The organism is Candidatus Pantoea soli (genome assembly GCF_007833795.1).
Taxonomy (GTDB): domain Bacteria; phylum Pseudomonadota; class Gammaproteobacteria; order Enterobacterales; family Enterobacteriaceae; genus Pantoea; species Pantoea soli.
On sequence record NZ_CP032702.1, the window covers coordinates 277,385 to 292,469 of the forward strand.

Annotated in this window: 15 protein-coding genes; 10 read left to right on the forward strand and 5 right to left on the reverse strand. The window is 59.3% G+C overall.

The genetic code is table 11. The features are described 5' to 3' along the window. Positions 1–2 precede the first annotated feature (2 nt). Together D8B20_RS01210 and D8B20_RS01215 are read right to left on the reverse strand one after the other, a co-directional pair. Positions 3–2,276: a zinc/cadmium/mercury/lead-transporting ATPase gene (locus D8B20_RS01210; protein WP_145886366.1), complete on the reverse strand. Its 2,274-nt coding sequence runs from the start codon at positions 2,274–2,276 to the stop codon at positions 3–5. Between the two features lie 92 nt (positions 2,277–2,368). Next, positions 2,369–2,998, reverse strand: coding sequence for a lysoplasmalogenase (locus D8B20_RS01215; protein ID WP_145886368.1), 630 nt, complete (start codon positions 2,996–2,998; stop codon positions 2,369–2,371). A 162-nt stretch (positions 2,999–3,160) separates the two neighbouring features. Between D8B20_RS01215 and D8B20_RS01220 the strand changes: the two genes are divergently transcribed. Continuing rightward, positions 3,161–3,517 (forward strand): DUF2500 domain-containing protein, encoded by a 357-nt coding sequence (locus D8B20_RS01220; RefSeq protein ID WP_145886370.1) that lies wholly within the window; start codon positions 3,161–3,163, stop codon positions 3,515–3,517. Positions 3,518–3,537: 20 nt separating this feature from the next. On the opposite strand, the gene D8B20_RS01225 is transcribed toward D8B20_RS01220, so the two are convergent. Together D8B20_RS01225 and rsmD are read right to left on the reverse strand one after the other, a co-directional pair. Further along, the gene (locus D8B20_RS01225; RefSeq protein ID WP_145886372.1) at positions 3,538–3,807 is read right to left on the reverse strand and encodes a DUF1145 family protein; all 270 of its coding nucleotides are present in this window, start codon (positions 3,805–3,807) and stop codon (positions 3,538–3,540) included. Then, a complete protein-coding gene (gene rsmD, locus D8B20_RS01230; protein WP_145886374.1) occupies positions 3,797–4,396 on the reverse strand; it encodes a 16S rRNA (guanine(966)-N(2))-methyltransferase in 600 nt (199 codons plus the stop codon). The genes D8B20_RS01225 and rsmD overlap by 11 nt, the downstream gene beginning before the upstream one ends. 231 nt (positions 4,397–4,627) lie before the next feature. Between rsmD and ftsY the strand changes: the two genes are divergently transcribed. From ftsY to rpoH, 4 genes are all read left to right on the forward strand, one after another. Next, entirely contained in the window at positions 4,628–6,232 is a 1,605-nt protein-coding gene (gene ftsY, locus D8B20_RS01235; protein WP_145886376.1) for a signal recognition particle-docking protein FtsY, read from the forward strand. Between the two features lie 5 nt (positions 6,233–6,237). After that, positions 6,238–6,906: a cell division ATP-binding protein FtsE gene (gene ftsE / locus D8B20_RS01240; protein ID WP_145886378.1), complete on the forward strand. Its 669-nt coding sequence runs from the start codon at positions 6,238–6,240 to the stop codon at positions 6,904–6,906. Continuing rightward, on the forward strand, positions 6,896–7,882 hold the full coding sequence (gene ftsX / locus D8B20_RS01245; protein ID WP_145886380.1) for a permease-like cell division protein FtsX: 987 nt from the start codon (positions 6,896–6,898) through the stop codon (positions 7,880–7,882). Before ftsE ends, ftsX begins: the two co-directional genes overlap by 11 nt. A 240-nt stretch (positions 7,883–8,122) precedes the next feature. Then, on the forward strand, positions 8,123–8,980 hold the full coding sequence (gene rpoH / locus D8B20_RS01250; RefSeq protein ID WP_145886382.1) for an RNA polymerase sigma factor RpoH: 858 nt from the start codon (positions 8,123–8,125) through the stop codon (positions 8,978–8,980). Between the two features lie 167 nt (positions 8,981–9,147). Here rpoH and panM read toward each other — a convergent pair whose 3' ends face one another. Then, positions 9,148–9,549 (reverse strand): aspartate 1-decarboxylase autocleavage activator PanM, encoded by a 402-nt coding sequence (gene panM / locus D8B20_RS01255; RefSeq protein ID WP_145886384.1) that lies wholly within the window; start codon positions 9,547–9,549, stop codon positions 9,148–9,150. 403 nt (positions 9,550–9,952) lie between these two features. Here panM and D8B20_RS01260 point away from each other — a divergent pair, with 403 nt between their 5' ends. The 5 genes from D8B20_RS01260 to livF all read left to right on the forward strand — a co-directional run bounded on the left by D8B20_RS01260 (position 9,953) and on the right by livF (position 14,895). Continuing rightward, positions 9,953–11,080 (forward strand): branched-chain amino acid ABC transporter substrate-binding protein, encoded by a 1,128-nt coding sequence (locus D8B20_RS01260; protein WP_145886386.1) that lies wholly within the window; start codon positions 9,953–9,955, stop codon positions 11,078–11,080. A 141-nt stretch (positions 11,081–11,221) separates the two neighbouring features. Beyond that, on the forward strand, positions 11,222–12,148 hold the full coding sequence (livH, locus tag D8B20_RS01265; RefSeq protein WP_145886388.1) for a high-affinity branched-chain amino acid ABC transporter permease LivH: 927 nt from the start codon (positions 11,222–11,224) through the stop codon (positions 12,146–12,148). Then, the gene (locus D8B20_RS01270; protein WP_145886390.1) at positions 12,145–13,416 is read left to right on the forward strand and encodes a high-affinity branched-chain amino acid ABC transporter permease LivM; all 1,272 of its coding nucleotides are present in this window, start codon (positions 12,145–12,147) and stop codon (positions 13,414–13,416) included. The genes livH and D8B20_RS01270 overlap by 4 nt, the downstream gene beginning before the upstream one ends. Further along, positions 13,413–14,180, forward strand: a complete 768-nt coding sequence (gene livG, locus D8B20_RS01275; RefSeq protein ID WP_145886392.1) for a high-affinity branched-chain amino acid ABC transporter ATP-binding protein LivG — start codon at positions 13,413–13,415, stop codon at positions 14,178–14,180. Before D8B20_RS01270 ends, livG begins: the two co-directional genes overlap by 4 nt. A 1-nt stretch (position 14,181) precedes the next feature. Then, a complete protein-coding gene (livF, locus tag D8B20_RS01280) occupies positions 14,182–14,895 on the forward strand; it encodes a high-affinity branched-chain amino acid ABC transporter ATP-binding protein LivF (RefSeq protein WP_145886393.1) in 714 nt (237 codons plus the stop codon). Positions 14,896–15,085 lie beyond the last annotated feature (190 nt).

Sequence of the window (15,085 nt, forward strand, 5' to 3'; positions counted from 1 at the left end):
GTTCAGGGCTGCGGCTTTTGCTGCCGCAGCAGCCGCAGGGCATTAGCTGTCACCAGCGCGGTGGCGCCGGAATCGGCCAGCACCGCCAGCCACAGTCCGGTGACGCCCAGCAGCGTGGTCACCAGGAAAATGCCCTTCAGCCCCAGCGCCAGCGCGATATTCTGACGAATAATCGCGCGCGTACGCCGTGCCAGCGTCACCGCATCCGGCAGAACCCGCAGGCGATTTTGCGTCAGGGCCGCATCCGCGGTTTCCAGCGCCACATCGGTGCCGCTGCCCATGGCAATACCCAGCGTAGCGGCCTTCATAGCCGGTGCATCGTTTATTCCATCCCCCACCATCGCCAGCGACTGCTGTGTCCCCAGCTGACGCACAGCGTCTACCTTATCGGCGGGTAATAAACCGGCGCGGCAGGCAATGCCCAGCGCGTCTGCAAGGGTGCCCGCCGCACGGGGATTGTCGCCAGTCAGCATGATGCTGCTGATGCCGAGCTTTTTCAGCGCCTGCAGCGCTGGCAGCGCGTCGTCCCGCAGCGGATCCTGCAGAGCCAGCATGCCCAGCGGTTGCCTGTCGTCCAGCAGCACGACCACGGTTTTCCCCTGGCTTTCCAGCTGCGTCACGGCCTGCCGCTGCGCGTCACTGAGCGTGCTCACATCACGCGGTGTCAGCAGCTGATAGGTTACGCCGGCAATCTGCGCACGAATGCCGCTGCCCGCCAGCGTCTGCTGCTGCTGCGCCTGCGGCAACGCCAGCTGCTGGCGTTCGGCTTCGGAGACGATCGCCCGCGCCAGCGGATGGCTGGCACCCTGTTCAACGGCGGCAGCCAGACGCAGCAGCTGCGCTGCGCTGAGCGAGCCGAAAGGGGTGATATCCATGATCTGCGGCCGGCCTGCCGTCAGCGTACCGGTTTTGTCGAAGGCAAGCGTCTGAATGCGGCTGAGCCGTTCCAGCGCCGCGCCGCCTTTGATCAACACGCCCTGGCGTGCCGCTGCCGCCAGACCGGAGGTAATCGCCGCCGGGGTCGAAATCACCAGCGCACACGGGCAGCCGATCAGCAGCAGCGTCAGCCCTTTGTAAATCCACGGCAGCCATGCGCCCGCGCCCAGCAGCGGCGGCAGCACCATCACCAGCAGCGCCAGCAGCATGATCGCCGGGGTATAGATCCGGCTGAAACGATCGATAAAGCGTTCAACCGGCGCCCGATGGCTTTCTGCCTCTTCGATCAGATGCAGGATGCGATCGACAGCGCTGTGACCGGGCGCCGACACCACTTTCAGCGTCACCTGCCGATCGACGCTGGTCGCTCCCGCCATCACGGTTTCGCCGGGTTCGCGCGTCACCGGCAAAGACTCGCCGGTCAGCGCGCTTTCATCAAAGCTGGCGCGCGAGTGCAGCAGTTCACCATCCACCGGCAGCCGTCCCCCGGCGGCGACCTCTATGGTTTCGCCCGGCCGCAGATCCGCCAGCGCCACCTGCCGCCGCTGCCCGCCGGAGAGGCGCGTGGCGGTATCGGGACGCAGCGCCATCAGTGCTGTCACGCCGTGACGTGCGCGGGTTGCCGCCCAGGCCTCCAGCCGCTCACCCAGCTGGAACAGCAGCAGTACCATGGCCGCCTCGGCATGGGCGCCAATAATCAGCGCACCGGCTGCCGCCAGCGTCATCAGGGTTTCAATACTGAAGGGCGAGCCGCTGCGCAGCAGCCTCCAGGCCTGACGGGCAATCGGCAACAGGCCGACCAGCGTGGTGATAACAAACAGCCGATCGCCCCATAGCGGCGAAATCTGGCTCAGCAGCCAGCTGGCCAGCATCAGCAGGGCCAGCAGCAGCAGACCGGCGTGCTCACGCCAGCGGCGGGGTGCGGCGGCCAGTTCGTTAGCCTGCAGCGTAAAGCCGGCGTTTTTTACCGCCTGTTCGATGGCCGGACGTGCTGCTTCTGGCGCCGTCACCACCAGCTTTTCACTGGCGAAGATGACGCGTGCCTGCTGCACCTGCGGCAGTTTCTGCACCGCGGTTTCAATTTTGCGCGCGCAGCTTGGGCAATCCATCCCGGCAATCTGCCAGCTTAACGGGGCCCCGGCGCGCGGTCTGTCACTATCATCGTCGCCGCTGCCCGGCGTGGCTTCCTCGCTGGCGCAGCAGTGACTGTCATCAGCAGCGGAAACGGGCTGCACGGCGGAAATGGTCAGCGGGGCGGGTTTGACGCTACGCACAGCACAGAGCGGCTGGGGTTTGCGGTGCGCTTTGCCGCAGCCGCAGGAATGAGCAGAGTGATGCATGGAACCTCCGGATTCAGGCGCGGGACGATCCCGCGTCCTGAATGCTACACTCTGGAGCTGACTCCAGAGTCAAGCGTCCGGCGGCATTTTCCTCAGGCGAGCCACAGCGAGCGCACAATCATGAAGTGCCCGGCAAAGTAGCAGGCGGCGACAATTGCGCTGTCAGCGCGGAAGCGACGACGGTAGTGGGTAATAAACCAGACAATGTTTGCCAGCAGCAGTAAACCCGCACCAATCAGCAGTGAAAAGCTGTAGTCGGTGGGGCGGAACACGTAGTTCTCAGCCGCCATCCAGTTCATCACCAGCGTCATACCAATCAGGGTGCAGATCGGCCAGCGCAGATCCTCCAGTTTTGACCAGATAATGCCAATCACCACGGCGCCCGTAATCAGGAACGCCAGCGGAATCGGCCAGTAGAAACTCATGGTCATGTGCGCGGCGAAACTGAGGGTGTAGAGCAGGTGTGAGAGGAAAAACGCGCCCAGTGCATACAGCATTTGCTGGCGCGGCAGCAGCATCAGTGCATCGCCCACCAGCGTAGCCACCAGCCCGGCCAGAATCAGGTAATCCGTGGTGTTAAGGGTGGGAGCCTGCCATGCCCATGCCACCAGCAACAGCAGGGTGACGGGTTTGAACAACCAGCGCTGCCACTGCGGGCCGCGATAGGAAGCGTCGACATACAACCAACCGGAAAAAAGGACTGCAAGGAAAGACCAAAGCATTTTTTCTCCCTTTTGCGGGCAGAACGCCCGCTTTGATGAATTTTCCCAAAATCGCGATCTCAGTTTAAGTTACCGGCGGCAAATGTGACAATCGGGCAACTCTGGTTGTATGCTTTGGCGTCTTTATTTTTGCCACCGTCCACGCAAAGTGCGAGAGAAAACATGAGCAAACCACCGCTAATCTTTTTTATCGTTCTGGCGATTATTGCCATCCTGGCGACCCGTCAGTTTATCAAACAGCGGCGTGAAGCCGCGGTCAATGACGCTTCTCCGGTGCGCTCCATGAGCGTGCAGGTAAAAAACAAGCGCGAATTTCCTGCCCCGAATCGCCGATCGCGTCAGCGCGAAGAGATTGTCGCAGAAGAGATGAAGTACGAAGTCGGGTTTCACCCGCTGAACGGTGCCAGCGACTTTAAAGTTGCGGTCAGCGCCGGCGATTATCATCAGATGGACAAAGGCGTGAAGGGTGAACTGAAAATGCAGGGCACGCGCTTTGTGAGTTTCACGCCCGCGCAGTAGCGCCGCGGGCGTCCGGTGCATTACATCTTCGGATAGTGCTTCTTCTGCCAGGCCAGCAGTTCAAAAACGCCAAAAAAGAAGATCTTAATCTGGGTCGCCCGGCTTAGCGCGGGGCCCTCTTTCGGCTGCGTCGCGCGCAGCAGCACCAGCTGCAGGCCGTGCATGATCACCATAAAGAACAGCGCGACATGCACAAAATAGCGCAGCGGCGTCGGGAAGGGGTGGATCAGGTTAAGCAGCAGGAAAGCCCAGACGCAAATCATCAGCAAACGTCCCAGATTAAGCCACATCGCTTGTCTCCTGTTGGCGTTGATAAAGGCGGTAGGCCACCTGGCCGGCAATTTTTTCGCGGTACAGGTGCCAGCTGGCCGGTGCCAGCGGCGTGCCGTGCTCGGCTTCACTTTCAACGTAGATCAGTGCGTCTGCTGCCAGCCAGCCGTTGTTTTCCAGCAGCGTCAGGGTCTCCTGCAGCAGCCCTTTGCGGAACGGCGGATCGACGAATACCACGTTATAGGGTTCGCCTGGCTGACTCAGCCACTGCAGCGTATTGGTTTGCACCACCTTACCCTGCGTGGCGCGCAGCGTGTGCAGATTTTGCGTCAGCTGCTGGGCGACGCTGCGTTCCAGCTCCAGCAGGGTTGCCGAGGCAGCGTAGCGCGACAGCGCTTCCAGGCCCAGCGCACCGCTGCCCGCAAAGCAGTCCAGACAGCGCGCCTGCTGGATATCGGCAGCCAGCCAGTTAAACAGGGTTTCGCGCACGCGATCGGTGGTCGGGCGCAGGCCGGCGCTGTCCGGCACCGGCAGTTTGCGGCCGCGCCACTGGCCGCCAATGATACGAATCTGGCCGGCGGCGCTGCTGTTGCGGGGGGATTTACTCATTTCGCTCACAACTCGTCATAATTTGTTGCGTAGTTTAACGGGCGTAGCAGGCAGAAGAAACGTTAAAAAAGGGTGCTGTGGTGCGCTGGCTGGAAAGTGTTAGACTACTGAGTTGATATCATGCGCGTAATTGCCTGATTTTTACGCGGCTCATGCGCTGAAAAGTGAATTTTTTATCCCCTGGGAACAGCGTGCTACCGGGAATAAGCCATCGAGGAGTGTGGTTACACAATGGCAAAAGAGAAAAAACGCGGCTTTTTTTCCTGGCTGGGCTTTGGCAAAGAGGAACCGACGTCGCCACCTGCCGAAGAGCAGGTGCAGGAGCAGCCTGCCGAAGAGCAGGTGCAGGAGCAGCCTGTTGAAGACGCACAGGCGCCGGAACCTGCTGCTGAAGAGAGCGCGTTAACAAGCGCCGAAGCACAGGCGGAAGAGACCGTTGCCGTCACCGAGCAGGTTGCAGCGCAGCAGGCAGAGCATCATGCCGAAACAGCGGCTGACGGCCCTGCTGCCACGGTGACCGCAGTCACTGAAGAAGTGCTGCCGGAAGAGGAACCGCTGACAGAGGTTGCACCGATTGAAGAAGTGCTGCCGGAAGAGGAACCGCTGACAGAGGTTGCGCCGATTGAAGAAGTGCTGCCGGAAGAGGAACCGCTGACAAAGGTTGCGCCGGTTGAAGAAGCGCAGCAGCCGAAAGAGGGGCAACCTGCGGCTCAGGTCGTTACGCCGGTAGCGGAAGAGGCACCCCACAGCGCCGCGGAGCCGGAAGCCGAAGATGCACCGCTCAGTGACGAAGAGCTGGAAGCGCTGGCTCTGGCTGAAACCTATGCGGAAGATGCGGAAGCTGCGCAGGATACCGTAAGCGATCTGCCGCTGGCGGCCGCGCCAATTGTCGCGCAGGAGCAGGAGCGTCCCACCAAAGAGGGCTTCTTTGCCCGTCTGAAGCGCAGCCTGGTAAAAACCCGCGAAAATCTCGGTTCCGGCTTTGTCAGCCTGTTCCGCGGCAAAAAAATTGATGACGAGCTGTTTGAAGAGCTGGAAGAGCAGTTGCTGATTGCTGACGTCGGAGTGGAAACCACGCGCCGCATCATCACCAGCCTGACACAGCAGGCCAGCCGTAAGCAGCTGCGCGATGCCGAAGCGCTGTACGGCCTGCTGAAGAGTGAGATGGCCGGCATTCTGGAGAAAGTGGATGCGCCGCTGGACGTCACCGGCAAAATGCCTTTCGTCATCCTGATGGTTGGCGTCAATGGCGTCGGGAAAACCACGACCATCGGTAAGCTGGCCCGTCAGTATCAGGCGCAGGGCAAATCCGTCATGCTGGCCGCCGGTGATACCTTCCGTGCTGCGGCAGTGGAGCAGCTGCAGGTGTGGGGGCAGCGCAACAACATTCCGGTGGTGGCGCAGCATACCGGTGCCGATTCGGCTTCGGTCATCTTTGACGCCATCCAGGCGGCGAAGTCGCGTCAGGTTGACGTGCTGATCGCCGATACCGCGGGCCGTCTGCAGAACAAATCGCACCTGATGGAAGAGCTGAAAAAGATCACCCGCGTGATGAAAAAGCTGGATGAGGATGCGCCACATGAAGTGATGCTGACCATTGACGCCAGCACCGGGCAGAATGCCATCAGCCAGGCCCGCCTGTTCCATGAAGCGGTAGGCCTGACCGGTATCACCCTGACCAAGCTCGACGGCACCGCGAAAGGCGGTGTGATCTTCTCGGTCGCCGATCAGTTCGGCATTCCGATTCGCTATATCGGTGTCGGGGAAGGCATCGAGGATTTACGGCCGTTTAAGGCCGCAGACTTTATTGAGGCACTGTTTGCCCGAGAGGAATAACTGGGATGATTCGCTTTGAAGAGGTCAGTAAGGCTTATCTGGGAGGCCGCCAGGCGCTGCAGGGCGTGGATTTTCATCTGCGTCCCGGCGAAATGGCATTCCTGACCGGCCATTCCGGCGCGGGAAAAAGTACCTTACTGAAGCTGATTTGTGGCATTGAGCGCCCGAGCGCCGGGCAAATCTGGTTCAGCGGCCACGATATCTCGCGGCTGCGCCACAGCGAAGTGCCGTTCCTGCGGCGTCAGATCGGCATGATCTTCCAGGATCACCATCTGCTGATGGATCGTTCGGTATATGACAACGTCGCCATCCCGCTGATTATCTCCGGCGCCAGTGGCGAAGACATTCGTCGTCGCGTCTCGGCCGCGCTGGATAAAGTGGGCCTGCTCGACAAAGCGAAAAGCTACCCGATTCAGCTCTCCGGCGGTGAACAGCAGCGCGTGGGCATTGCCCGTGCGGTGGTAAACAAACCGGCCGTGCTGCTGGCGGATGAACCCACCGGTAACCTGGATAACGCGTTGTCTGAAGATATTCTGCGCCTGTTTGAAGAGTTCAACCGCGTCGGCGTTACGGTGCTGATGGCAACACACGATATCGGGCTGATTTCACGCCGCCATTACCGCGTGATGACGCTCAATCAGGGACGTCTGCACGGAGGCCACGATGGTCAATAAACGTAACAAGCGCCCGGCGGCGACAAAAACCGCGAAGCAGCCGTCGAAAAGCAAAGCGCTGAAGGGCGGCTGGCAGGAGCAGTGGCGCTACGCGTGGCGCGGCACGCTGTCCGACATGTATCGTCAGCCGCTGGCGACGCTACTGACGGTGATGGTGATTGCTATCTCCCTGACGCTGCCCAGCGTGTGCTACATGGTGTGGAAAAACGTCAGTCAGGCAGCAACGCAGTGGTATCCGGCGCCGCAGCTAACGGTGTATCTGGATAAGGCGCTGGATGACACCGCCGCTGAGAACGTCACCGCAGAGCTGAAAAAGCTGGATGGCGTGGACAACGTGAATTATCTGACGCGCGAAGAGGCGCTGAATGAGTTCCGCAACTGGTCTGGTTTTGGTGGCGCCATGGATATGCTGGAGCAGAATCCGCTGCCGGCGGTCGCTATCATTACGCCAAAGCTTAACTTCCAGAATTCGGACACCATGGCAAACCTGCGCGATCGGGTGGCGAAAGTGCAGGGCGTGGAAGAGGTGCGGATGGATGACAGCTGGTTCGCCCGCCTGGCGGCGCTGACCGGGCTGGTGGGCCAGATCGCCTCCATGATTGGCCTGCTGATGGTGGTGGCGGTGTTCCTGGTGATTGGTAACAGCGTGCGGCTCAGTATTTTTGCCCGCCGCGATACCATCAATGTGCAGAAGCTGATCGGCGCCACCGACGGCTTCATTTTGCGGCCCTTCCTGTATGGCGGTGCGCTGCTGGGTTTTGCCGGCGCGGTGCTCTCGCTGATTTTGTCCGAAGTGCTGGTGCTGCGCCTGCAATCGGTAGTGGCGCAGGTGGCTTCGGTGTTCGGCACGACCTTTGTGCTGGAAGGCTTCTCGTGGGATGAAGGCCTGCTGCTGCTGCTGATCGCGGCTATCATCGGCTGGATTGCTGCCTGGCTGGCAACCGTTCAACATTTACGCCGTTTTACGCCGCAGTAACCCCTGGCAACGTTTTTTTGATATACTGTTCCTCTGCTGCTGGTGTTTCGGACGCAGAGGAATGCTCCGATTTTCCCCGCCGTCATCTGTGCGTAAAATATTCACTGCTATAATTGAACTTGTGGATAACTTTGACGTCCAAGTAGCACAGATTGCTTCTGGTTTTCCGGTGACGCTGACATACTGTAGCGTCTGCGCAGGGAACCGTGCAGCAATTCCATTGAATTTGTGAGGGTTTGAATGACCAAAGAAATGCAAACTTTAGCGATTGCTCCTCTGGGCAACCTGGAATCTTATGTTCGGGCTGCCAACAACTGGCCGGTATTAACGGCAGAAGAGGAAAAAGCACTGGCGGAGAAGCTGCATTACCAGGGCGATCTGGATGCAGCCAAGACGCTGATCCTGTCTCACCTGCGCTTTGTTGTTCATATCGCTCGTAACTACTCCGGCTATGGCCTGCCGCAGGCAGACCTGATCCAGGAAGGTAACATCGGCCTGATGAAGGCGGTGCGTCGCTTCAATCCGGAAGTGGGTGTGCGTCTGGTCTCCTTTGCCGTGCACTGGATTAAAGCGGAAATTCACGAATATGTGCTGCGCAACTGGCGTATCGTGAAGGTCGCTACCACGAAAGCACAGCGTAAGCTGTTCTTTAACCTGCGTAAAACCAAGCAGCGTCTGGGCTGGTTCAACCAGGATGAAGTGGAAATGGTGGCGCGCGAGCTGGGCGTCAGCAGCAAAGACGTGCTGGAAATGGAATCCCGCATGGCGGCGCAGGATATGACCTTCGACATGTCGTCTGACGACGATGCCGGTGAAGGCAAGCCAATGGCACCGGTGCTGTATCTGCAGGATAAAACCTCTGACTTTGCCGATGGCATTGAAGAGGATAACTGGGATGCGCACGCGGCAGACAAGCTGAGCGATGCGATGCTGAGCCTCGACGAGCGCAGCCAGCACATCATCCGCGCCCGCTGGCTGGATGATGATAACAAGACCACGCTGCAGGAGCTGGCCGATCAGTATGGCGTTTCCGCCGAGCGCGTGCGCCAGCTGGAAAAAAATGCCATGAAGAAACTGCGTATGGCTATCGAAGCCTGATAAAACTCAGGCACAGAAGGGGCGACCACCGGGTCGCCCTTTTTTATGCGCGAAAGAAGCCGCGGTGTAACCTGAACCGGACTGTGCCGGAGCAGGCGTGTCATATTCTCACGCTATGCGCCTCGCCTGAAACATGACGCAGAGAGCGATGCCGGCCGGCCAGGCCGTCACAACTTCTCTGTCTGACACACCCAGCCGTCGCTCTGTGCGCGAAAGCCGCAGGCCTGCATAAAGGCTGCACGCACGCGTTGGTCATCCTCTCCGTCATCCGCTACCCACCAGTGCGCCAGCGCGCCGTTCTGCGCCATCGTCTCTTCCAGCAGATATTGCCCGACGCCACGCCGCCGGGTGGCGTCACGCACTGACAGATGCGTGATGTTGCCCGTTGTCCCGCGAATCTCCAGCTGCAGCGCCCCCAGCAAGCGTGCATTAAAACGCGCTGCATACAGCCGCTGCGTTTCAGTCAGGCTGGCTTCCAGCTGGTCTATGTCCTGCTGCGGCCAGATTTTCGCTAAGTCCAGTCGATCCTGCGGCGTCAGCGTGCTGATGCGCTGAATAGTGAGCTTCATAACCCTTACCTGTGCTGGCTGAAAGGGCATAGTGTAGCGAATTTAGACAGTCAGAGCGCTGTCACTTTTTTGCGATGAAAAGAGGTCAAACGCCAGCCTGTTTGCCAGGATTGTGGAGTAAGCCAGTATCGATCGCCGAAAAAGCCAGCATAACGCGCTGGCAAGCTGGTGAAAATCCGGCCATAACCACCAGAGTATTCTGCTGTCCGGCCCGGTCAATACTGAATGTGTCAGTTGATTTACAGAAGAAAGTTCCTGTTTAATAACCTGAAAAATAAAGTCTTCTTAACAAAAAATGCCAGAAAAGAGTGCTAACTCATTCTTCTGAAATCAGTTTCTCTCTTTGACTGGCTAAAAATAAACCAAACACCACAGACACGACACAACAGATGGGGAAGTACGCATGAAAATGAGTAAAGGACGCGCGTTACTGGCAGGCTGCGTTGCGCTGGCCATGAGCCATGCGGTGCTGGCAAAAGATATTAAAATTGCCATCGTCGGTGCCGCTACCGGTCCGGTAGCGCAGTACGGTGACATGCAGTTCACCGGTGCCGCTCAGGCCATCAAAGATATCAACGCCAAAGGTGGCGTAAACGGTGACAAACTGGTGGGCGTGGAATATGACGATGCCTGTGACCCGAAACAGGCGGTTGCGGTGGCCAACAAAGTGGTCAATGACGGCATCAAATACGTTATCGGCCATCTGTGCTCCTCTTCTACTCAGCCGGCGTCAGACATCTATAACGACGAAGGCATTCTGATGATCACCCCGGCGGCGACGGCACCGGAACTGACGGCGCGCGGTTATGCGGACGTCATGCGTACCACCGGTCTGGATTCCGATCAGGGGCCGACGGCGGCGAACTACATCCTGGAGCAGATCAAACCCAAACGTATTGCCGTGGTGCATGACAAGCAGCAGTACGGCCAGGGCCTGGCAGAGTCGGTGCAGAAAACCCTGAAAGCCAAAGGCGGCAACGTGGTGCTGTTTGAAGGTATCACCGCTGGCGACAAAGACTTCTCTACGCTGATTGCCCGCCTGAAAAAAGAGAACGTCGATTTCGTCTATTACGGGGGTTACTACCCGGAGCTGGGCCAGATTCTGCGCCAGGCTAAAACTGCCGGTCTGAATGCCGGTTTCATGGGGCCGGAAGGGGTGGGCAACGCCTCACTGTCTAACATCGCCGGTGAGGCTTCTGAAGGGCTGTACGTTACCCTGCCTAAGCGCTATGACCAGCTGCCAGAGAACAAAGCGATCGTGGATGCCATCAAAGCCAACACCGCGTCCAACCGCAAAGATCCTACCGGTCCGTTCGTCTGGACCACCTACGCGGCAATTCAGTCGCTGGTGGCCGGGATTGAACGCAGCAAAAGCGACGAGCCGGATGCGATTGCCAAAAACCTGAAAGAGGGCGCGGCAGTCCCTACCGTGATGGGCAACCTGAACTGGGATGCGAAAGGCGACCTGAAAGGGTTCGAATTTGGCGTCTTTAAATGGCACAAAGACGGCTCTTCCACCGCCGTTAAATAAGCCGCACGCAGACTATCCCTCTTCCCGCGGGAGAGGGCAGGACAGGGAAACCGCGCGCTGACACAGCGGGCTTTTCCCTGTCCTCACCCTCTGCCGAAAACGGCAGGGGGAATTTATTTCGCTCCAGAGCAGGTCCTCATTATGTCCGAGCAGTTTCTCTATTTCATTCAGCAGATGTTCAACGGGGTCACCCTCGGGAGCACCTACGCGCTGATCGCCATTGGTTACACCATGGTTTACGGCATTATCGGCATGATCAACTTCGCCCATGGCGAGGTCTATATGATCGGCAGCTATGTCTCTTTTATCGTGATTGCCGCCCTGATGATGATGGGCATCGACACCGCGTGGCTGATGATCGCCGCCGGCTTTGTCATGGCCGTGATTATCTCCAGCGCTTACGGCTGGAGTATCGAGCGCGTGGCTTATAAGCCGGTGCGCGCCTCCAAGCGCCTGATCGCCCTGATCTCAGCCATCGGCATGTCGATTTTCCTGCAGAACTACGTCAGCCTGACGCAGGGTTCGCGCGATCTGGCGCTGCCCAGCCTGATTACCGGCCAGTGGACGCTGGGTGAAAGCAATGGCTTTGCCGCCACGCTCACCACCATGCAGCTGGTGATCTGGGTGGTCACCTTCCTGGCGATGCTGGCGCTGACGCTGTTCATCCGCTACTCGCGCATGGGCCGCGCCTGCCGCGCCTGCGCAGAAGATCTGAAAATGGCCAGCCTGCTGGGCATCAACACTGACCGCGTCATTTCACTGACGTTTGTGATTGGGGCTGCGATGGCGGCCGTGGCCGGTGTGCTGCTCGGGCAGTTTTACGGCTCAATTAACCCGTTTATTGGTTTCATGGCCGGGATGAAGGCGTTTACCGCGGCGGTGCTGGGCGGCATTGGCAGCATTCCGGGCGCGATGATCGGCGGCCTGGTGCTGGGGATTGCCGAAGCGCTGACCTCCGCCTATCTCTCTACCGAATATAAAGATGTGGTTTCATTTGCGCTGCTGATCGTGGTGCTGCTGGTGATGCCTACCGGTATTCTTGGCCGTCCGGAGGTGGAAAAAGTATGAAGCGCCTCGGTCTGGTTAACGCCGTGGTCTCTGCGGCGATGTTACTGGTGCTTGCTGCCTTCTTTATGGGGATGCGCCTCGATTTAAACGGCACCCGTCTGGTGGTGGCCAATGCCGGTACGGTGCGCTGGAACTGGATCGTCATCGGCTGCGCCGTGGTGTTTCTGTTTCAGCTGCTGCGTCCGCTGTTCAGCAATCGCCTGAAACGCAGCGGTAAAGGCCTGGTGCTGCCGGGCTTTGATGGCTCAACGCCAAAGCAAAAACTGCTGATGCTGGTGGTGATTGTGGCGGCGGTGGTCTGGCCGTTCCTGGTCTCACGCGGCAGTGTTGATATCGCCACCCTGACGCTGATCTACGTCATGCTCGGGCTGGGGCTTAACGTGGTGGTCGGGCTGTCTGGTCTGCTGGTGCTCGGCTACGGCGGCTTTTATGCCATTGGTGCTTACACCTTTGCGCTGCTGAACCACTACTATGGCTTTGGTTTCTGGGAGAGCCTGCCGCTGGCGGGCATCGTGGCCGGTGCCTTTGGCCTGATGCTGGGCTTCCCGGTGCTGCGCCTGCGCGGTGACTATCTGGCTATCGTTACGCTCGGGTTTGGCGAAATTGTGCGTATTCTGCTGCTGAACAGCACCGCCATCACCGGCGGGCCGAACGGCATTGCGCAGATCCCGAAACCCAGCCTGTTCGGCATTGAGTTTGGCCGTCGCGTGACAGAAGGCGGCTGGACCACCTTCCACGAGCTGACCGGCCTGGCTTACGATCCTAATCACCGGGTGATTTTCCTCTATCTGGTGGCGCTGCTGCTGGTGGTGCTGACGCTGTTCGTGATTAACCGTCTGCTGCGCATGCCGCTGGGTCGGGCATGGGAAGCGCTGCGTGAAGATGAGATTGCCTGTCGCTCGCTGGGCCTGAGCCCGACGCGCATCAAACTGACTGCCTTTACCATCAGCGCGGTGTTTGCCGGTTTTGCCGGTACGCTGTTTGCCGCACGTCAGGGCTTTGTCAGCCCGGAATCCTTTACCTTTGTCGAGTCTGCATTTGTGCTGGCGATAGTGGTACTGGGCGGTATGGGGTCGCAGCTGGCGGTGATCCTCGCCGCAATTCTGCTGGTGGTGTCGCGTGAACTGATGCGTGATTTAAATGAGTACAGCATGCTGGTGCTTGGCGCACTGATGGTGCTGATGATGATCTGGCGTCCGCAGGGGCTGCTGCCGATGAAGCGTCCGCACCTGAAACTGAAGCAGGCGAAACAAGGAGAGCAGGCATGAGTCAGCCTTTATTAGCCGTAGAAGGCCTGATGATGCGCTTTGGCGGCCTGCTGGCCGTCAACAACGTGGCGCTGGAACTGCATCCGCAGGAGATCGTTTCACTGATTGGGCCGAACGGGGCGGGGAAAACCACCGTGTTCAACTGCCTGACCGGTTTCTATAAACCCACCGGCGGCACTATCCGCCTGCGTGACCAGCAGCTGGCCGGCCTGCCGGGACAGAAAATTGCGCGCATGGGTGTGGTACGTACCTTCCAGCACGTGCGGCTGTTCCGGGAGATGACGGTGATTGAAAACCTGCTGGTGGCGCAGCATCAGCATCTGAAAAGCGGGGTGTTTTCCGGCCTGTTCAAAACCCCGGCGTTTCGCCGTGGTGAGAGCGAGGCGCTTGATCGCGCCGCCACCTGGCTGGAGCGCATTGGTTTGCTGGAGCTGGCAAACCGTCAGGCGGGCAATCTCGCCTACGGTCAGCAGCGCCGGCTGGAGATTGCGCGCTGCATGGTGACGCGCCCGGAAATTCTGATGCTTGATGAACCCGCGGCGGGTCTTAACCCGCGGGAAACGCACGAGCTGGACGCGCTGATTGCAGAACTGCGCGGTGAACATAAGGTCACGGTGCTGCTGATTGAGCACGACATGAAGCTGGTGATGGGCATTTCCGATCGCATTTATGTGGTGAACCAGGGCACGCCGCTGGCAAGCGGTACGCCGGAAGAAGTCCGTAACAATCCGGATGTGATTCGTGCTTATTTAGGTGAGGCGTAATATGGCGAACCCGATTTTAACGTTGCAGGGAGTGAGCGCCCATTACGGCCCGATTCAGGCACTGCACAATATCAATCTGCACATCAGTCAGGGTGAAATCGTCACGCTGATCGGTGCCAACGGCGCGGGGAAAACCACGCTGCTCGGCACCCTGTGCGGCGAACCGCGCGCCAGCAGCGGCACCATCGTGTTTGATGGCAAAACCATTACCGACTGGCAGACCGCAAAAATCATGCGTGAGGCGATTGCGATTGTGCCGGAAGGCCGCCGCGTGTTTTCACGTATGACGGTGGAAGAGAACCTGGCGATGGGCGGCTTTTTTGCCTCGCGTCAGCAGTATCAGGAGCGCATTGCGCGCGTCTATGAACTCTTTCCCCGGCTGGCAGAGCGCAAAGTGCAGCGTGCCGGTACCATGTCCGGCGGTGAACAGCAGATGCTGGCGATTGGCCGCGCGCTGATGAGCCAGCCGCGCCTGCTGCTGCTGGACGAGCCGTCACTGGGTCTGGCACCGATCATTATCCAGCAGATTTTCGATACCATCGAACAGCTGCGCAAAGAGGGCATGACCATCTTCCTCGTTGAGCAGAACGCCAACCAGGCGCTGAAGCTGGCCGATCGCGGCTATGTGCTGGAAAACGGTCACGTGGTGCTGGAGGACAGCGGCGAAGCGCTGCTGTCCAACGAAGCGGTCAGAAGCGCCTACCTCGGAGCCTGACGTGGCTTAGCGGTAGCAGGCGGTCGGGCAGCGGCAGCCCGCGCCACGCACGGGTGTGTGTGACGCGGGAAGTACGCTGTCCGGCGGCCCGTCCAGGGTACGCCGCCGGCCGGCCGCGTCATTTTCCTCCCGCCATTTTTTCTCCCGCAATACGGCGGGCAGCCTGTCAGATTTCCGTCATAAACCTGTT